The 18,093-nt window shown below is 60.6% G+C and carries 21 protein-coding genes; 8 read left to right on the forward strand and 13 right to left on the reverse strand.

Going from position 1 to position 18,093, the window contains the following annotated elements; genetic code table 11:
- Positions 1 to 6 precede the first annotated feature (6 nt).
- Positions 7 to 480, reverse strand: coding sequence for an Lrp/AsnC family transcriptional regulator (locus U1A24_RS02125; protein WP_322320341.1), 474 nt, complete (start codon positions 478 to 480; stop codon positions 7 to 9).
- Positions 481 to 756: 276 nt separating this feature from the next.
- Between U1A24_RS02125 and U1A24_RS02130 the strand changes: the two genes are divergently transcribed.
- Genes U1A24_RS02130 through U1A24_RS02150 form a run of 5 tightly spaced genes read left to right on the forward strand, consistent with a single transcriptional unit; the run spans position 757 to position 4,650 of the window.
- Entirely contained in the window at positions 757 to 981 is a 225-nt protein-coding gene (locus U1A24_RS02130) for a hypothetical protein (protein WP_322320342.1), read from the forward strand.
- Entirely contained in the window at positions 978 to 2,195 is a 1,218-nt protein-coding gene (locus tag U1A24_RS02135; protein WP_416173447.1) for a sulfate ABC transporter substrate-binding protein, read from the forward strand. The genes U1A24_RS02130 and U1A24_RS02135 overlap by 4 nt, the downstream gene beginning before the upstream one ends.
- A gap of 4 nt (positions 2,196 to 2,199) precedes the next feature.
- Positions 2,200 to 3,036, forward strand: a complete 837-nt coding sequence (gene cysT, locus U1A24_RS02140; protein ID WP_322320343.1) for a sulfate ABC transporter permease subunit CysT — start codon at positions 2,200 to 2,202, stop codon at positions 3,034 to 3,036.
- A complete protein-coding gene (cysW, locus tag U1A24_RS02145) occupies positions 3,029 to 3,919 on the forward strand; it encodes a sulfate ABC transporter permease subunit CysW (protein WP_322320344.1) in 891 nt (296 codons plus the stop codon). The genes cysT and cysW overlap by 8 nt, the downstream gene beginning before the upstream one ends.
- A gap of 11 nt (positions 3,920 to 3,930) precedes the next feature.
- The gene (locus U1A24_RS02150; RefSeq protein WP_322320345.1) at positions 3,931 to 4,650 is read left to right on the forward strand and encodes a sulfate/molybdate ABC transporter ATP-binding protein; all 720 of its coding nucleotides are present in this window, start codon (positions 3,931 to 3,933) and stop codon (positions 4,648 to 4,650) included.
- A 101-nt stretch (positions 4,651 to 4,751) separates the two neighbouring features.
- Here the strand turns inward: U1A24_RS02150 and U1A24_RS02155 are convergent, their stop codons facing one another.
- From U1A24_RS02155 to U1A24_RS02175, 5 genes are all read right to left on the reverse strand, one after another.
- Positions 4,752 to 5,702 carry a GGDEF domain-containing protein gene (locus U1A24_RS02155; RefSeq protein ID WP_322320346.1) on the reverse strand — a complete coding sequence of 317 codons (951 nt, stop codon included), beginning with the start codon at positions 5,700 to 5,702 and terminating at the stop codon, positions 4,752 to 4,754.
- A 43-nt stretch (positions 5,703 to 5,745) separates the two neighbouring features.
- Complete coding sequence (locus tag U1A24_RS02160; RefSeq protein WP_322320347.1) at positions 5,746 to 6,333, reverse strand: heme NO-binding domain-containing protein; 588 nt, start codon at positions 6,331 to 6,333, stop codon at positions 5,746 to 5,748.
- Positions 6,334 to 6,504: 171 nt separating this feature from the next.
- The gene (locus tag U1A24_RS02165; protein ID WP_322320348.1) at positions 6,505 to 8,064 is read right to left on the reverse strand and encodes a trimethylamine methyltransferase family protein; all 1,560 of its coding nucleotides are present in this window, start codon (positions 8,062 to 8,064) and stop codon (positions 6,505 to 6,507) included.
- A 122-nt stretch (positions 8,065 to 8,186) separates the two neighbouring features.
- Entirely contained in the window at positions 8,187 to 8,873 is a 687-nt protein-coding gene (locus tag U1A24_RS02170) for an HAD family hydrolase (protein WP_322320349.1), read from the reverse strand.
- Between the two features lie 75 nt (positions 8,874 to 8,948).
- Positions 8,949 to 9,230, reverse strand: a complete 282-nt coding sequence (locus U1A24_RS02175; RefSeq protein WP_322320350.1) for a DUF3572 domain-containing protein — start codon at positions 9,228 to 9,230, stop codon at positions 8,949 to 8,951.
- Positions 9,231 to 9,363: 133 nt separating this feature from the next.
- On the opposite strand from U1A24_RS02175, the gene U1A24_RS02180 reads away from it, so the two are divergent.
- Positions 9,364 to 10,755, forward strand: a complete 1,392-nt coding sequence (locus tag U1A24_RS02180) for a diguanylate cyclase (RefSeq protein WP_322320351.1) — start codon at positions 9,364 to 9,366, stop codon at positions 10,753 to 10,755.
- A 60-nt stretch (positions 10,756 to 10,815) separates the two neighbouring features.
- On the opposite strand, the gene U1A24_RS02185 is transcribed toward U1A24_RS02180, so the two are convergent.
- The 4 genes from U1A24_RS02185 to U1A24_RS02200 all read right to left on the reverse strand — a co-directional run bounded on the left by U1A24_RS02185 (position 10,816) and on the right by U1A24_RS02200 (position 12,999).
- Positions 10,816 to 11,334 carry a periplasmic heavy metal sensor gene (locus U1A24_RS02185; protein ID WP_322320352.1) on the reverse strand — a complete coding sequence of 173 codons (519 nt, stop codon included), beginning with the start codon at positions 11,332 to 11,334 and terminating at the stop codon, positions 10,816 to 10,818.
- 3 nt (positions 11,335 to 11,337) lie between these two features.
- Entirely contained in the window at positions 11,338 to 11,676 is a 339-nt protein-coding gene (locus U1A24_RS02190) for a dihydroorotate dehydrogenase (protein WP_322320353.1), read from the reverse strand.
- Positions 11,676 to 12,272: an RNA polymerase sigma factor gene (locus U1A24_RS02195; protein ID WP_322320354.1), complete on the reverse strand. Its 597-nt coding sequence runs from the start codon at positions 12,270 to 12,272 to the stop codon at positions 11,676 to 11,678. The genes U1A24_RS02190 and U1A24_RS02195 overlap by 1 nt, the downstream gene beginning before the upstream one ends.
- A 163-nt stretch (positions 12,273 to 12,435) precedes the next feature.
- Positions 12,436 to 12,999 (reverse strand): EF-hand domain-containing protein, encoded by a 564-nt coding sequence (locus U1A24_RS02200; protein WP_322320355.1) that lies wholly within the window; start codon positions 12,997 to 12,999, stop codon positions 12,436 to 12,438.
- Between the two features lie 183 nt (positions 13,000 to 13,182).
- Here U1A24_RS02200 and U1A24_RS02205 point away from each other — a divergent pair, with 183 nt between their 5' ends.
- Both U1A24_RS02205 and U1A24_RS02210 read left to right on the forward strand, forming a co-directional pair.
- Positions 13,183 to 13,638, forward strand: a complete 456-nt coding sequence (locus tag U1A24_RS02205) for a DUF983 domain-containing protein (RefSeq protein WP_322320356.1) — start codon at positions 13,183 to 13,185, stop codon at positions 13,636 to 13,638.
- A complete protein-coding gene (locus tag U1A24_RS02210; RefSeq protein WP_322320370.1) occupies positions 13,632 to 14,249 on the forward strand; it encodes an NUDIX hydrolase in 618 nt (205 codons plus the stop codon). The genes U1A24_RS02205 and U1A24_RS02210 overlap by 7 nt, the downstream gene beginning before the upstream one ends.
- Before the next feature lie 197 nt (positions 14,250 to 14,446).
- Here U1A24_RS02210 and murD read toward each other — a convergent pair whose 3' ends face one another.
- The 3 genes from murD to U1A24_RS02225 all read right to left on the reverse strand — a co-directional run bounded on the left by murD (position 14,447) and on the right by U1A24_RS02225 (position 17,928).
- Positions 14,447 to 15,847 carry a UDP-N-acetylmuramoyl-L-alanine--D-glutamate ligase gene (gene murD, locus U1A24_RS02215; protein ID WP_322320357.1) on the reverse strand — a complete coding sequence of 467 codons (1,401 nt, stop codon included), beginning with the start codon at positions 15,845 to 15,847 and terminating at the stop codon, positions 14,447 to 14,449.
- A gap of 188 nt (positions 15,848 to 16,035) precedes the next feature.
- Positions 16,036 to 16,395: a hypothetical protein gene (locus U1A24_RS02220; RefSeq protein WP_322320358.1), complete on the reverse strand. Its 360-nt coding sequence runs from the start codon at positions 16,393 to 16,395 to the stop codon at positions 16,036 to 16,038.
- A 75-nt stretch (positions 16,396 to 16,470) separates the two neighbouring features.
- Positions 16,471 to 17,928, reverse strand: coding sequence for a P-loop NTPase fold protein (locus U1A24_RS02225; RefSeq protein WP_322320359.1), 1,458 nt, complete (start codon positions 17,926 to 17,928; stop codon positions 16,471 to 16,473).
- Positions 17,929 to 18,093: the final 165 nt, after the last annotated feature.

The raw sequence follows: 18,093 nt of genomic DNA on the forward strand, positions 1-18,093 counted from the left end.
CAGCCCCTAACGCCGCTGGGTATCCACCGGATAGGCGGTGCCAAATTTCATCCGCTCCATCACGAAATGCGAGGTGAAATTCTTGATCGCCACCGCATCAGTGAGTCGCTTGTAAAGCCCGTCAAAATCCGCCGTATCGCTCACGGAAACCCGCAGCAGATAATCCATTTCTCCGGCCATCCGGTAGACTTCCATGATCTCAGGGATCGACTCGGTCGCCTTCATGAAGGCCTCGCGCCACTCAGCTGAGTGATCCACCGCCTCGACCTCGACAAACACCGTCAGCCCAAAGCCCAGCCGCGCAGGGTCCACCATCGCCACCCGTCCGGTGACGATGCCGGTGGCCTCAAGCCGTTGAATCCGCTTCCAGCACGGCGTCTGTGACAGCCCCACCCGGTCGGCAATCTGCGCCACAGGCAGCGTCGCATCGCGCATCAACTCGGCGATAATCTTGCGATCAATCTGATCAAGTTCGGCCATAGCCGTTCCCCTTCTGGTTCTGCCCTAAGGATGAGGCAAAAATTCTAAATGTCTACCGTCTTTATCGTGATATATTCTAAGAATCCGATAAGATATTGTTTTCACTTAACTATATGTGAACAAAGTTAGCTCTGCGGCCCTCAACCCCTTGAAAATCAAGCAGAGAGAATTTTCTTCTATAATCACGACAAAAAAGAGCGTTATTTTTCCGTTGCTAAACTCGACTAACTCTGTCGTTATTAAGGCATCGACATAATCGATCTTGAGGAGACCAACATGTTCGCAGCTTCCCCATCAAACTTCAGCCGTCCGGCACCGATGTCCTGCGCCTATCAAGTCTCGCTGATCGACCGCCGCACCGGGCGCGCGCATCGCGTCTCGGGCAGCCCGTTGGTCCGCTTCACCCATGATCCGCAATCCGCCGTGCGGGAATTGCTCGATGGCCGCGACAGCCGCCTGTGGGAAACCCGCATCGAGCCTTTGGACCCCTACGCCAGATGACCGCCCCCATTCTCGGGTTGATCCCCGCCCTCCCCTTCCCGGCGAAACGCCAATCCCTTCCGCAGGAGAACCCAATGCTGACCACCATCACCCTTGCTGGCCCGATCTCGGCTTCTGACAAGCCGACCGCCCAAGGCACGCTCACCCAGCGCCATCCCGATGGCCGCGTGACCATCACCACGGGCGAGCGTGATTTCACAGGCTTCCCGGTGCGCGAAAACTGGTTGGGCAGGGCCGCGCTGATCGTATTCTCTGCGCTGTATCTCAGCATCTCGGCAGCCCAAGAGCTGCGCGCTGAAACCCTGCTGAACGTCAGCTACGACCCAACGCGCGAGCTTTACAAAGACCTGAACGCCGCTTTCATCGAAAGCTACACCGCCGCAGGCAACCCGGCCCCAACCATCGAGTCCAGCCACGGCGGTTCCGGCGCACAAGCCCGCGCGGTGATCGAAGGCCTTGATGCGCAGGTGGTGACGCTGGCGCTGGCCGCCGACATCGACAAGATCGCCTCCGAGGGCAAATTGCCCGCCGACTGGCAGTCAAAACTGCCGCACAACTCGTCGCCCTATACCTCGACCATCGTGTTCCTGGTGCGTGAAGGCAATCCGAAGGGCATCAAGGACTGGGGCGATCTGATCGCTGATGACATTGAAGTCATCACGCCAAATCCGAAAACCTCGGGCGGCGCGCGCTGGAACTATCTGGCTGGCTGGGCTTGGGCAGAAAAGAACGGCCAGGATCCGCAGGCCTATGTCAAAGCCCTGTTTGAACATGTGCCCGTGCTCGACAAAGGTGCGCGCGACTCCACCACCACCTTCGCGCAGCGCGGCATCGGCGATGTGCTGCTGGCTTGGGAAAACGAGGCTTATCTGGCGCAGAAGGAGCTGGGTGAAGATCAGTTCGACATCGTCGTGCCCTCGGTTTCCATCCTCGCCGAACCCCCTGTCGCCTTGGTGGAAGCCAACATCCACAATGACGAGCAGCGCAAACTGGCCGAAGCTTATCTGAACTTCCTCTACACCCCCGAAGCGCAAGCCATTATTTTCAAAGACTTCTATCGTGGCTGGGATACTTCGAAAGCCGATCCGGCTGACGTCGCCCGCTTCCCCGCGCTTGAATTGGTCGACATCAGCCATTTCGGCGGCTGGGCCAAGGCGCAGAAGGATCACTTCGGCGATGGCGGCATCTTCGACCAGATCTACACCGCGAAGTGACGCCATGAGCAGATCCCTGATCAACAGATCCCCGCTTCCCGGCATGGCACTCAGTGCCGGGATCACCCTCACCATGCTGTCGCTTGTGGTCTTGCTGCCAATCGGCGCCCTTCTTCTGAAGGGCGCCAGCGCCGGTTTGCCAACCCTCTGGGCCGAGGTGAACACCCCCCGGATCTGGGGCGCCTTGTTTCTGTCCTTCAAACTGTCGCTCTATGCCGCCCTGATCAATCTGGTGTTCGGCGTGGCCCTCGCTTGGGTTCTGGTGCGCTACCGCTTCCCCGGTCGCCGCCTGCTGGACGCCGCCGTTGACCTCCCCTTCGCGCTGCCAACGGCCGTTGCAGGCATCGCCTTGACCGCACTTTACGCCCCGAACGGCGTTTTCGGGGCCATCGCCCGCGACCTTGGCTTCAAGATTGCCTATACCCAATGGGGCATTCTGCTGGCGCTGATTTTCGTCGGCCTGCCCTTCGTCACCCGCACCGTGCAGCCGGTAATCGAGGAAATCGAGCGCGAGGTCGAAGAAGCCTCCGCCACCCTCGGGGCCACCCGCGCCTACACCCTGCGCCGCGTGGTGCTGCCAATGCTCGCCCCCGCCGCGCTCACCGGCTTTGCCCTGTCGCTGGCCCGCGCGGTTGGCGAATACGGCTCGGTGATCTTCATCGCAGGCAACATCCCGTTGAAAACCGAGATCGCCCCCCTGCTGATCGTCATCAAACTGGAAGAATTCAACTACACCGGTGCCACCGCCATCGGCATCGCCATGCTGTTGATTTCCTTCGCCATGCTCTTGCTGATCAACGCGATCCAAGTGCTCAGCCGCCGGAGGATTGGCTATGTCTGACACCCCCCTGACCCATTGGCCGAAACCAGCAGCCCCGCAAGCGCACCGCCCCGTCACCACCGAATCCCCCGGCTTCCGGCTGGGCCTGATCGCCGTGGTCGTCGTGTTCCTCGCCTTCCTGCTGTTCGCCCCGCTCGTCGCCGTCTTCGCCGAGGCTCTGTCGAAAGGCGCGGTTGAGGCCGTCAAATCCCTCGCCAACCCCGAGGCCTCATCCGCGATCAAGCTGACCCTGATCGTCGCCGCCGTGGCAGTCCCGCTCAACGCCGTCTTCGGCATCGCCGCCGCTTGGTTCATCACCAAATACGATTTTCGCGGCAAAGCCCTGCTGATCACCCTGATCGACCTGCCGTTTTCGGTTTCTCCGGTCGTCGCGGGCCTCTGCCTTGTGCTCACCTTTGGGGCCAACACCGCTATCGGCGGCTGGCTGGTCGCCCAAGGCTACCCGATCGTCTTCGCCCTGCCCTCGATCATCCTCGCCTCGATGTTCGTGACCTTCCCCTTCGTCGCGCGCGAGCTAATCCCGGTGATGATCGAGCAAGGCCGCGCCGAAGAAGAAGCCGCCCTCACTCTCGGGGCCTCCGGCTGGCGCATTTTCTTCACCGTCACCCTGCCCAACATCCGTTGGGCGCTGCTCTACGGAGTCCTCCTCTGTAACGCCCGCGCGATGGGGGAATTCGGTGCCGTTGCAGTGGTCTCCGGCAAAATCCGCGGCCAAACCGCCACCATGCCGATCACCATTGAGATGCTTTACAACGAATACCTCTCGGTGTCCGCCTTCAGCCTCGCCGCCGTTCTGGCTCTGCTGGCCCTGCTGACGCTCACCCTGAAAACCCTGCTGGAATGGCGCTTTGCCGATCAGCTTGCCGCCGCACACCGTCATTGAAAGGCCAGCCCATGCAAATCGAAATTGATCATATTTCCAAAGAGTTCGGCACGACGGCAGCCCTGCATCCGGTCTCGCTGTCGATCCCATCGGGCGCTCTGGTGGCGCTGCTTGGTCCCTCAGGGTCCGGCAAAACCACCCTGCTGCGCATCCTCGGTGGCCTCGAATTTCCCACCGCGGGCCGGGTGTTGTTCGATGCCTCCGACGCCACCAACATGACGGTGCAAGACCGCCGTGCAGGCTTCGTGTTTCAGTCCTACGCTTTGTTCCGCCATATGACAGTGTTTGAAAACATCGCCTACGGCCTGCGCGCGCGCCCTCGCGCCCAGCGCCCTGCCAAGGCTGAAATCGCCCGCCGCGTCACCAAACTGCTGGAACTGATCCAGCTGCCCGACATCGGTGCGCGCTACCCAAGCCAGCTTTCCGGCGGCCAGCGCCAGCGCGTCGCGCTCGCGCGCGCCTTGGCGATTGAACCCCGGATGCTGCTGCTGGATGAGCCTTTCGGCGCATTGGACGCCCGTGTGCGCAAAGAACTCCGCGCCGGTCTGCGTGAAATTCACGACACCACGGGCCTCACCACGGTGTTCGTGACGCACGACCAAGATGAGGCAATGGAGCTTGCCGATCTGGTCGTCGTCATGTCGATGGGCCGCATCGAGCAAATCGGCCGCCCGCAAGACATCCGCGCCCGCCCCGCCACCGCTTTCGTCAAAGAGTTTCTGGCGGTCTAGCGCAGTTGTCGCTTCATTGGGCACAACAGCCTCACCATGCGCCCAAGTCTTCGGGCGCATGGTGAGGCAAGATAGGCCAGATCGCCTGACCGCCAGAAACCTTACGCCGAAAGCGTGCCTTCCCGCGCGGGCTGATGAAACCGCGCCTGCGCCCTCCCCGCGCGCTTGGATGCATAAAGCGCGGCATCGGCATCGCTGAGCATCCGTTCGCCATCTGGCTGATCATACAGCGTCGAGATCGTCAGACCGATAGACGCAGAAATCCGGCAGGGCACGCCTTCAAAATCAATCGGTTGCGTCAAGCGATCAATCATGCGCCGCGCGATCTGCTTCAGCCGCGCCGCATCCGACAGCCCCGGCAGCAGCACGACAAATTCATCACCGCCCACCCGTGCCACCATGTCCGAGGCGCGGGTTTCCTCGACCAAAGCCTTTGCCACTTCGCGCAGCACGACGTCCCCTGCCGCATGGCCCAACGTGTCGTTGACCTGCTTGAAATAATCCAGATCAATATGCATCAGCCCGAACGCCAGACCTTGCCCGATCAGCGCAGGCAGCGACACCTCCAGCGCCCGCCGATTGCGCAGCCCCGTCAGTGTGTCAGTCAAAGCCTGTTCCTCTGCCGTGGTCTTCGCCCCCAGCAAACTGAGGTTCAACCGCCGCAGCTCGGTCATCACCGCTTGCTTGACCTCCACCAGATACAGCATTTCCACCGCCATATCGGTGGCGGCAAAATCCGCATCGGTCAGCGCATGTTGCCGCACGGCGTCGATCAGCCGGATGCCAAACGACAGGTTCAGCAAAATCCCGCCGCCGCTTGACGGCACCGCCAGCCCACGAAACGCGTCACCCTTACCGCGCAGATTGAGATGCAGACGCGCCCCGGCCCGCACCCGCAACGCCTCCATCGAGGTGATCCCTGCTGGCCTTCGCACCTCAAAAACCTTCAGGAACGGCACCTTGAACGGGATAGGCCCTTCGATCAACTTGGCCAAGGTTGGCCCGACCGAGGTGATCAGCCCCGCCGCATCCAGGCCCACATGCATCGGCATCAACCGTGACAGCGCCGCTTTGCTTAAACTCGCACCCGGCATCTCAGACCTCTGGCAGAGCGAGTTCAAATCGCCGCCCCTCTGCATAAGCGTGATCCAGCAGATGCACCGCAATCACCTCACGCCCGCCTTCAATCCCGATATGGTCCAGCACCACCAGCGCGCCATAGTCATCCGCCATCGCCCGCAGCAACCCCACGGTGACATGCCCCACGCCATCAAGCAGACGCGAGACATGCAGCAAAAACCGCCCCTCGCCCTGATCCACCAGCGTGAATTCAGGAACTTCCAGATCGGGCAGCCCCAACCGGCCATGCTCGGGCAGATCCTCCATCGAATGCAGAAAATCCAGAAAGCTCACGCCGCCAAAGCGCAACAGCCGCCGCAGCGCCTCAAGATTGGGATGCGACACCAGATAGGTGCCCAGATCCTCCAGCACGCCTTCGCGCGGGCGCTGCAAATGCCGCGCGGCGGCGTCGATCACGCCTTCGGTCAGGACGATGTCATAACTCAGCAGCGGTTCAAAATTGTCAAAACCAAGCCCCGCCTCACCCGCAATCGCAGACCAGGTCGCGCCACCATAGGTGTCGCGCAGAAAACACTGGATCGAGCGGTTGATCAGGCCGTGCATGGAGACACTCGCAAAATGATTCTCCCCAAGCTTAGGCGCAGGGTATTAACAATTCCCAAACCGAACACCGCCAAGCCGCCGCGATTTCGCAATTTAGAACAGGCCGCTTCGCAGAATGCAAAAAGGCCCGTGCGAAAACCGCACAGGCCCTGCCTCAGCTTCCGCCACTCCTTAGAAATCGGTCGGCGCGCCACCCTCTTGTTTACGCTTGGCCACGAACTGCCGCAGCTGTTCCTGATGATCGCCATTCATCTCGGGCGCCTCAAATTCCGCGATGATCTGCTTGTAGATCCGGTGCGCCCGCTCCACCGTCCAGATTGATCCATCCTGCTGCCAGGCCTCATAGTTCCGCCAATCCGACACGATCGGCGCATAGAACGCGGTAGCGTAGCGGTCTTGCGTGTGCTGGCAGCCAAAATAGTGCCCGCCCGGCCCCACGCCCTTAATCGCCTCAAACGCCAGATCATCCGGGGTGACAGCCACCACGGAATCCTCAAAATAGCGCTGAATCATCTGCAAAACTTCGCAGTCCATGATGAATTTTTCGGGGCTGGCGATCAGCCCGCCCTCCAGCCAACCCGCCGCGTGATAGACCATATTGGTGCGCGACTGCACCGCCGCCCACAGGCTGTTGGAAGTCTCCCACATCGCCTGCCCATCCGGCACGTTCGCCGCACAGGTGCCCGAAGACCGCAGCGGCAGCCCATAAAACCGCACCAACTGCCCGGTCATCTGGGTCGCGCGCATATATTCCGGCGTGCCAAACGCCGGCGCACCCGACTTCATATCGACGTTCGAGGTAAACGTCCCCAAAGCCACCGGACAACCCGGATTGATATATTGCAGCAGGGCCACGCCCGCCAAACCTTCCGCCAAAGACAGCGACACCGCCCCCGACATCGTCACCGGCGCCATCGCCCCCGCCAAGGTAAACGGCGTGATCACCACCGGTTGCCCACGCTTGGCCAACCGCATCGCGCCATCCAGCATCGGATAATCGTGCTGCAACGGCGAGACCGAGTTGATGTTGGTATACATCCGGGGCTTCGCGTCAAACTCCTCCTGTGAAAGACCGCCCGCAATGCGGACCATCTCCATCACATCCTCGACCCGCTCGGCCCCCAGCGAATACGCGTGCACCACCTTGTCCGTCAGCGTCAGCTTTTCATACAGACAATCCAGATGCCGCACGCTCGCGTGAATATCCACCGGCTCCACCGGATAGCCGCCCGCGATATGGATACAGTTGAAATACTGCGTCAGTTTCATGAATTCTTTGAAGGTTTCAAAGTCTCCAGTGCGCTTGCCACGCTCCAGATCCCAGGCATTGGGCGGAGAGGATACATTGACGAACAGCATATGCTTGCCGCCCATGATCAACTCACGCTCGGGGTTACGCGGCGTGATGGTGAACGATTCAGGCGCGTGGCCCAGCATCTCCATCACGAAATCTTCGTCCATCTTGACGTTGGTGCCGTTCACCACGCAACCGGCCTGCTTCAGATAAGCCACCGCTTCGGGGTTCAGAAACTCGATGCCGATTTCCTTCAAAATCCGCATCGTCGCCTTGTGCACCGCCTGCACGCCATCGGCATCCAAAGGTTCAATCGGCCGGTCATTATTGACTGGAATCCGCCACGGCATCTGATCAATGATCGCCGAGCCTGCGCGGCTTTTGTTGCCCGCACGGCCCCCGGCACGGATGCGTTTGCGGCTTGCGTCATCGCTCATCTGGCGTCTCCATTCCTGTAGCCAGAACCGTGGCCACTGCTGGTTGCCAAGATGAACGAAACCAGCCGCCTTAGCGCACCACGTTCCCGACGCAAATGTGTCGTTTTTATCTTCTGACCCGGTTAAGCGGCGGCCAAACCGTCAATCCAGGCCGCCAACTCGCTGATATTGGTCAGAACCACATCGGCATGCGCCTCAAGATCTGCCGCCACCGCGATGCCCGTCAGCACTGCCACGGCCTTCATCCCCGCCGCGCGACCCGCATCCAGATCATGCAAGCTATCGCCCACCATGGCAACCCGGCCCGGCGTCAAGCCGCAGTGCTGCACAAAGGCCAACAACTGCCCCGGCGCAGGCTTGCCGCCAAAACCGGAATCGCAGCCCGCGACGAAATCGAACAACCCCAGCACCCCTGCTCCGTCCAGATGCCGCCGCGCAGGCACCTCGGTATCATTGGTCGCCAACCCCAGCTTCAACCCGCGCGCGCGCAGCGCCCCCAGCACCGCAGGCAGATCAACCGCCGGCACCATCGGCGCATCCGCAGCAAGCTGGTTCATCATCGCCAGCAGCTCTTCCAGCCGCATCCCCGGCAGATGTGGCAACAGAATATCGGCGATCTCGGGCGTGGTCATCGCGATCACCGGACTGTCCGGCGCGAAATCATTGCGCAGCGCATCATAGCCCAGCACCGAAGCCAGCAGCCCATCGGCATCGCCAAGCTCGGACAGCAGCCCCTTGGTCCATGCCCCCCAGCTCAGGCGGAAATCAAACAGCGTGCCGTCTTTGTCGAAAATCAGCGCCTCAATCATCGCGTCCCCCACTTGTGCTGGTAGACTGCTCCAGCGCTTTCAGCGCACCCTGCCGCGCCAATTTGGAAAACGCAATCAGGTCCAGTTCGGCAATTCGCCGCCGGGCAAGGCCGCCCGCGCCTGCATCACCGCCGTATAGGGCAGCGTTGCATCGTCGCAGAACCCGATCACCCGCGCATCATCCTCCATCAGGAAATCCAGCACCGCACCCAGAAACACTGGATCGCCCGCAAGGGCGGCAAGTTCGCCCTGCCCGGCCCCGGTCGCGTTAAGGAATACGCCCACCAAATCGTCCTGCGCCAAAAGCCAAGCAAAGGCCTGCAAAGCCAGAGTTTCAGCAGATTCCCGCCTATTCATGCCGTATTTCCTAGGTTTTTCTCGGATTTCGTCGAAATTATGCATCTGAGATATTGGTTTTAGAAAGGATTTATTAACCCTTTCGGCGGACACTGGAGCCACAACCTTAACACTCAAATCAGGCGTCTCGGCAATGGCTGGCAAGATTCTCATTGTAGACGATGTTGCGACAAATCGCATCGTCATGAAGGTCAAGCTGGCTGCGGCGGGCTACACACCGCTGTTGGCGGCAAATGGGGCGGCCTGTCTCGAACTCGCTTTGCAACAAGCGCCCGATCTGATCCTGCTGGATCTGACGCTGCCAGACATGTCCGGCTTGCAGCTGCTGGAGCGATTGCGCGCAGAACCCACGCTGCGGCATGTGCCGGTGGTGATGTTCTCGACGGTTCAGGACAGTGCCGCGCGCTGTGCCGCCTTTCGCTGCGGTGCCGATGATTTCTTGCAAAAGCCGCTGGATGATCAAATCCTGCTGGCGCGCATCCGCAGTTTCATGCGCGCGCGGGACGATGTGGAAGGCTTCTCGCCGCATCATGACGGGATCGCCATGCTGGGTCTGGCCGAAGCTCCGGCGACGTTTTATCAGCCCGGCGTGATCGCCATCATCGCCGCGCGCAGTGATGTCGCCCTGAAGCTGCGCCGCGACATGGCCCCGCACCTGGCCGACCGCGTGCTTGCCATGACGCCGGAAGAGGCGATGACCGAAGGTCTGCATCCGGGTGCCTCCCCCGATGTGTTTCTGATCGAATCCGATGTCAACGGTCCGGGTTCTGGTCTGCGGTTGATGTCGGAACTGCGCAGCCGCACCCACACCCGCCACGCCGCTTTTTGCGTGCAATCCAGCCTTGGCAGCGGCATCGGCGCGGCTGTGGCGTTTGATCTGGGTGCACATGATCTGGTGCCACATGGCATTTTGGCCGAAGAACTGGCATTGCGTCTGGTCCGCCTGCTCGCCCGCAAACGCGAAGCCGATGCTCTGCGCGCCTCCGTGCAAGACGGCCTGCGGCTGGCGATGATTGACAGCCTGACAGGGCTGCACAACCGGCGCTACTGCATGGCGCAGTTGGCCGCCATTGCCGATATCTCGCGCCGCTCGGGACAGGAATTCGCCGTGATGGTGGTCGATCTGGATCGCTTCAAATCGGTGAATGACCGCTGGGGCCATGCCGCAGGCGACGCGGTGCTGATCGACGTGGCAGACAGGCTTGGCCGCAATCTGCGCAGCGGCGATCTGCTGGCCCGCATTGGTGGCGAAGAATTCCTGATCGCCCTGCCGGAAACCTCACTGCCAGAGGCGCGCGGTATTGCCGAACGGCTGTGCCATGCGATTGAAGAAACCCCGGTGCGCGTCGGCACTCTCACCACCCTGCACGTCACTGTTTCGATCGGCCTTGCGACCTCTGCCGATATCGCCGCCGCCGACATCCGCGATACCCTGTCCGACCTCATCGACCGCGCCGACCACGCGCTGCTGTACGCCAAATCGGCGGGCCGCAACCGGGTCACCATCAGCTGCAACGCCGCCTGACGTAGGCATTGAAAAGGCCGGGCCACTGCCATGCCCCGGCCCAAACGCAATCCTGAAACCCTAGGGCTTCGGTGGCGGCCCGTCAGTCTCCGGCTTGTCCCCCCGCCCCTTGCCGCCATGCTGCAAGCGCTGCTCCAGCCGATCCGCAAAGGCCAGCCGCGCCTCGGGGGTCATCGCCACCAGCAGATCGCGCATCACCTCCTGTCCCACCTCAAACCGCCCCGCCATCCGCACCCGCTGCGCCTCCAACAGCGCCGCAAGCTGTGCCGGATCAAACGGCTCGGCCCGCAGCACGCCCAGCAGATTGCGCGCGTCCTGCCCGGCTTCCTGCCGCGCCTGCCGTATCCCCGGCATCCGCGCCAGCACCGCCTTGCGCAGCGCCTTGCGATCTTCGCGGCTTAACGCTTCGGTAAACGGGCCAAAGCCGATTTCGCGCACCCCGCGCGGACCACCCTCTTCATGGTCTTTCAGGAACGAGCCCGCAAACACCCCCACCACGGCCAGGTTCAGCGCCACCGAGACCGCCAGCGCAATCCGCAACCCCTTGCCGGGCAGTTTCCCCACAGCCGTCTCGCCCATCACCTATTCCTCTGCCAAAAGCACATCGAGCTGCGGCATCAGCTCAACCTGATCCACCGAAGCCTGCGCCCACAAATCCGTCACCGATCCCAGACCCTCTGGCTGCACAAAGCCGAAAAACAACCCCGCAACCGCAGCCGAACCCACACCCACCAAAGACCCCGCACCGCCAAACAGCGCAGCCAGTCCGGCAAACCACCCCAGCCGCGCCGGAGCCACCTGCACGCGCTCGGGCGCATCCTGCATCCGCGCCGCATCCGTCAAAACCCGCGCCATCAGCGCCTCGGAAGGCTGCACCCCGGTCCGGGCCGCGCTGGCAAACAGATCGTCAAGATCATCCATCATTCCGCCTCCTCATAGCCTAAAGCCGCCCGCTGGCCCGACAAGACTGCCGCCAATGCCCGCTTGCCCCGCGCCGTCAAACTTTCCACCGCTTCCACACCGATCTGCAAGATCTCGGCAATCTCGGGATTGCTGAACCCCTCGATGTGCCGCAACACCACCGCTTCGCGCTGCCGCTCGGGCAGCTGCGCCAAAGCCGCGTCCAAAGCCGCCATCCGGTCAGCCTCGATCATCCCGGCCACAACGCTCGCCGCGCCATCCGCAGGCTCGGCCACATCATCCAGTGCCTCGGCCCGCCTGCGCCTGCGGGCCCGCAAACGATCGGTGCACAGGTTGGCCACCACCCGGTAGATCCAGGTTGAGACCTTGGCCTCCCCCTGCCGCCACTCTGGCGCCACTTTCCACAGCCTCAGCATCGCCTCTTGGGCCACATCCTCGGCCTCGGCACGATCCGACAGCATCCGCCCGGCATAACCCAGAACCCGTGGCAACAGACGCCGCGCCAACAGACGCGCCGCATCGGGGTCTCCATTGGCATAAAGCACCACCAGTGCCTCATCGGCCAATTCTGCAAGAGTATCACGCGGCATTGTCATCCTGACATCAGGCTTACCCGGCTTGCTCCGGCCTCGCAACGTTTGAAGGCGGATCGGGATTTGCAGCCTGTGCCACAAACCCCGACCCTTGACGCCCCGATCCCGGCCACCGGCGCTGGGGATCATTGCCTGACCCGGATCAGGACGTCAGATCAGGCTTTGATCAGTTCGCCGGATCATCGCCCGTTTCAGGACCACCCATGTCATCCATCATCGGAGGACGATGTTTGCCGCCCTTGCCGTGGCCATCTTTGCCGTGCCCGCGCTTGCCGTGCTTTTCATGCATGGCTTGGCGCGCCGCATCGATTTCTTCCTGCGTCACAGCGCCGTCCTTGTCGGCGTCGATCCGGTCAAACATCATCTCAGGCCCCGGACGCGTTGCCAGTTCAGCGGCGCTCAACATGCCGTCGCCATCGCTGTCCATCTTCGCGACCATATCCGCCGACCGGGCGTTGATCTTGGCAGTAGCCGCCGCAATCCGCGGGGCCGCAAGTTCTTCAGCCGAGATCTTGCCATCGTTGTTGGCGTCCATCGCGGTCACCTTGGCGGCGCGGAAGGCCTCGACTTCGGCCTTGGTCACTTTGCCATCCTTGTCGGCATCCAAGGTCGCGAAATCAAACGGCCCATGTCCGGGCTTTCCCGGCATGGCATCCTGTGCAAAGGCCGCAGCCCCCATCAAAGCCGCCACCACGAACAAGGCCGAACCTGCCAATTTTTCTTTGCTCATTTTCTTCTCCTCAAGCTCGCCACAACCTCTGCTCTGGCGTTCATGCAAGATAAACGCCGCAGCTTTGGCTTTCCGTCGCAGAGTTTTCTGCCGTCTTGCGACAAAGCACCGCCCCCCTGTGGAAGCACTCAACTTTCATTCCCAGATCGGTTAGAACATGCACTTAGCATTCAGGATTCACCGATGACCGACGCTGCCCTGCTCACCGCCCCCGATCTTGCCAACCCCGACCACACCCACGATCACGACGCCTTTGCCGAACGCCCGACCTGGCCCGCGTTGCGGCGCGGCTGGGCGCGGCGTTGTCCGAACTGTGGCGCGGGGCCGCTTTTGAAGGGCTATCTCAAGGTGCGGGAAAACTGCCCGGTCTGTGCCGAAGATTTCACCCCGCAGCGCGCCGATGATGGCCCGGCCTACATGACCATTCTCATCGTCGGCCACCTGCTCGCGCCGATCCTGATGTTCGTGTTCGTGAAATACCGCCCCGAGCCGATCACGCTGGTCACCATCTTCTCGATTGGCACGGTCGCGCTGTCGCTGTACCTGCTGCCCCGGCTGAAAGGCGCAATGGTTGGGCTGCAATGGGCCAAGCGCATGCATGGCTTTGGTCGCCGTACCGCCACACCCGAGCAATTGTGAGCAGCGCTGCCCCCGATACGATCCGCCCCGCCGCCACCATCGTGCTGTGGCGGCCCGCAGCCGTGGGGTTTGAGGTGCTGATGGGCCAGCGCGGCCATGCCGCCGCCTTCATGCCGTCGAAATATGTCTTCCCCGGTGGCGGCGTCGATGCCGAGGATGCCACCGATACGCTGCCCGGCCTGACCGCCGATTGCGCCCATCGTCTGACGCTGAACTGCCCCACCGACGCGCCCGCGCCGGGCACGCTTGCGACCGCCGCCCTGCGCGAGTTGACCGAGGAAACCGGGCTGTCGCTGCCAGATCCTGCCCCCGGAGCCTTGCGCTTCATGTTCCGCGCCATCACCCCACCGGGCCGCCCGCGCCGCTTTGATGCCCGCTTCTTTCTCACCTCCGCCGCAGGCGTGGAGGGCGATACCGAAACCTTCGCCGACACCCTGACCGAGCTGTCGCACCTGCACTGGATCGGCCTGACCCAAGCCCGCGCGCTCGATCTGCCCTTCATCACCGAGGTCGTCTTGGCCGAAGTCACCGCCCTGCTGAACGGCCAAGCCCAACCCGGCGTGCCATTCTTCGACAACTCCGGCCCGGTGCCGACGTTTCGCAGGCTGTAAGCAAACCGCCCCCTTAAAGTCATCCTCTCTGCTCAAATATCCCCGCCGGAGGCTTCTTCGGCATGCGGCGGACGCCTCCGGCGGGAGTATTTCAAAAAGAGCAAATCCGCAGAAAGGTTAAGATTTCCTTAAAGTGATGCAATCAAGTCATTGAAAAACAACACATAAAAACGGTCCCGAGTTGGGACCACCCGGAATCACCCCACCAAAGCCTTCACCCGCGCGGCAAAATCATCGCCCCGCACCTCAAAATTCGGATACTGATCAAACGAGGCCGCCGCCGGGGCCAGCAACACCACCTCCCCCGCCACCGCCTCCTCAGCCGCCCGAGAAACCGCCCGCTCCATCGTCTCACAAATCTCATAGGCCGTGTCGCCCAGCTCCAGCGCAAAATCGCGCGCCGAATGCCCGATCAGATAGGCCTTCACCACCGATCCCAGATGCGGCACCAGCCCCGCAATCCCGCCCTCCTTGCCCATCCCACCGGCAATCCAGCGGATCTTCGGAAACGCCTGCAATGCCTTCGCGGCGGCATCGACATTGGTGGCCTTGCTGTCATTGATAAACCGCACCCCGGCCTTTTCCCCCACCAACTGGCTGCGATGCGGCAGCCCCGCAAAGCTATGAAACGCCGTCTCAATCAGCTTCGGCCCGATCCCCAAGCTGCGACAGGCCGCATAGGCCGCACAAGCATTCTGATGATTATGCGCCCCCGGCAGCCCCGCCACCTCGCGCAGATCCACCGAGGCCACCTGCTTGCCCCGCCGCCATTCCGCCAGAAACCCCTTGCGGGCAAAGACGGACCAGCCGAAGCCCTCCAGCTTTTGCCCCGAGGAAATTCGGATCACCCGATCATCCTGCGGCCCCTCGGCCATCTGATTGGCCAGAAACCGCCCCTCCACCTCATCCACCCCGATCACCGCGCGATCCGGGCCACCTTCCGAGAACAGCCGCCGCTTCGCCGCGAAATACCCCCCCATGCCGCCATGACGGTCCAGATGATCCGGCGAGAGATTGGTGAACACCGCGACATCCGGGGTCAGGCTGCGGGCGAGGTCGGTCTGATAGCTGGACAGCTCCAGCACCACGACCTCACCATCCTGCGCGGGCTCGATATCCAGCGCACCGCGGCCGATATTCCCGGCCATCTGCGTCGCCCGTCCCGCCACATCAAGAATATGGTGGATCAGCGCGGTGGTGGTGGATTTGCCGTTCGATCCGGTCACGCAGATCACGCGGGGGGTGAGGTCGAAGTCGTCCCATTCCGGCCCGGCAAAGCTGCGGAAAAACAGGCCGATATCATTGTCGAGCGGCACCCCGGCCTCTAAAGCGCGGGCGATGACTTTGTTCGGGGTGGGATAAAGATGCGGGATGCCGGGCGAGGTGATCAGGGCCACCACGCCTTCAAAAGCCCCGGCGCGGGTCAGGTCAGTGCAGGGGAAACCCTCGGCCTCGGCTTTCGCGCGGGCCTCTGGGCTGTCATCCCAGATCAGGGCTTCGGCACCGCCTGCGATCAGGGCGCGGGTGGTGGCGAGGCCAGAGCGGCCCAGACCCAGCACGGCCACTTTTTGGCCCTCGTAGCCTTTTACGGGAATCATCGCAGCCTCCGGTTTTATTTGGGCCAGACAATGCCCCGAGCAGGGGTAGCGGGGCAAGGCGGCATATGTCCGCGCGTGGACAGGGTGGTGATGTATGATTTGTCAAGGGGTTAGGGGTGGGGTGTTAAGAGGTTGTTAACACATTGAATATCGCAAGCGGCGTAGGCAAGCGAATGGCAAGTGCCAGACTAGTTCTCGACATCCAAAAAACCTAACCGACCTTCCAGCACCCAAGTCATTTGTGCTTTGCGTATCGGCGTCGCTGCGTTCGCAATCTCTGTCGCCGCACTTCGGAACGCCCTAAACCACTCCCTCTCTGAGATGGGACTATCGTTGCCTTTTGGAGAAAACCGCTCCTGCCCTTCAACTCTTTCTTTAATCGGCGAAAGGAATGAAGACCATTTTGCGACTGGCAAAGCAAAAACTTCCTTCGCAACTTCGGCCGGATCACCTGCCAAAAAGATTGGATCTTGTGAAAGATCAGGGATTCCACTCACCAAATTTGCACCAAGAACTGCACGCCAGTAACCGTCGGAGTCATCACGCATCATGTCAAGCAATAGACGCAGTCTTTGAACACGGGTATTTTCTTGAACTCGGTTCAAACAAGAAACCAATAGATCTCATATACTTACAAACGCCTCACTATCTCTGGACGAATATCCAAGTCCAGCCGAGTTATCATCATGCAACCATTGTCGAACCCGATCTGGTGAACCACTGGCGCTAATTTTCCCGCTGTTTTCAAGCGAACTAACATATGCTTGCGCTTGAGAAACAATCTCTGCTTCAGTCTGATCCAAAATTCCTGCGTGAGACAAACTTAAGTAGGTGGAGAAAACATGAAGAATCACATTCGGAAGCGTGAGTGTCTCTGCTTGCAGTTCAGCTTCAACCGCTTGGATCGCAGTTTTGACTTCAGCTTCGTCAATGCTTCGCCACCAATATAGGCTGCGCCAAGCTTCCTGCACAATCTGCTTAAACGCATCAGCTTGAGCGAAGCCCGCACCTATTTCTTGCTCTGTCGCATGGCCATCCACAATGATTTGCAGAGCAAGTTCGGTCGGCAGGTGCCTGCCATCAAGACCAACTCTATCAAAGCTAGAATACGCAATTTGCAGAACTTCCATATTCGATTTCTGCATCACTTTGCTGTTCACTTGCGCCACCGCACGCCTCATGCTGTTCGCTCGAAAGTTGAAATCCGAGCGCGTCAATCTATCGCCAGCGTGCCAAGCGACGGACAGTGCGAGAAAATCGGCGAGTAATCCCTCCATCGCTTTCGGTTGATTGCGGTAATTGTCAGGTATATCAAAGAAAAAACGCGTAAATTCGCCAAGTGACTGTCGAAGCAGACGCAAATTTCCAGTCCCTGAAAGTAGAAAAATCTGATGAATCATCGCGCGATGGGGCGGCAAGAATTTGTCTGGCCCCCCATCGGGCAAATTGCCGAGTATAGCGTCAAGTGCTAGGTCGACTTCGGGCTTTAGAGTTATCTTTCTGCCAACGACTTTTTCCCGCCATCGACTGTAATCACTTTTTTGAACAGAAAGGACCTCAGCACCAGCGTCATCTTTCTTTGTGATCAGCTCATCTTCATTAGCAATTAGGATAACTGATTTATTCTCATGTTCGACAAACCGATTAATGATAGAAAGAAGCTGTGGAGGTGAAAGTTGCGCGCGTTCCAGATCATCGAAGACAAGCAAATCAGGAGCCATAGATATAACCGATTTACGGTATACGCTTGATAAATCTATAGAAAAATTGGTGGCCTTACCAAATGCCCCGCTCAAAAGCTTAAGCGCAGTATCTGACGCTCGCGAGGAAAGTTTTGCGAGTTTTCCAGTTTCCTTACCGCCATCGCGGTCCAGCGCAGCTTGAAACAAGGCTTCCTCCACCGCCGCGGCACTATCTACGCCGAATAAGCTGATATAAAGATGCTGCTTTTCCGTCAGCCAAGCTTTCACGGCATGTGTTTTCCCGGCACCCCAAGGAGCATGAACCATGACGGCAAAGCCGGGGGATTTTTGCGTTACGAAATTGTCAAGTATTGGTGCCAAATGTGGGTTCGCCGTCATAAATGCCTCTCAATCAATCGAAAGCGATATTGGCGGATATGACAGAATCTGCAAGGGCGCTGGCAGTGAAAGTCGCTCTACATGGTTGCTCAGCCTGTACGAGCGTGAGTCTGCGGAGCAACAGTCGCAGGATGGCTCCAAGACTTAGGGTGTCGAGGCTGGTCG

Origin of the sequence: Cypionkella sp. (genome assembly GCF_034376685.1) — a bacterium.
Lineage (GTDB): Bacteria > Pseudomonadota > Alphaproteobacteria > Rhodobacterales > Rhodobacteraceae > Cypionkella.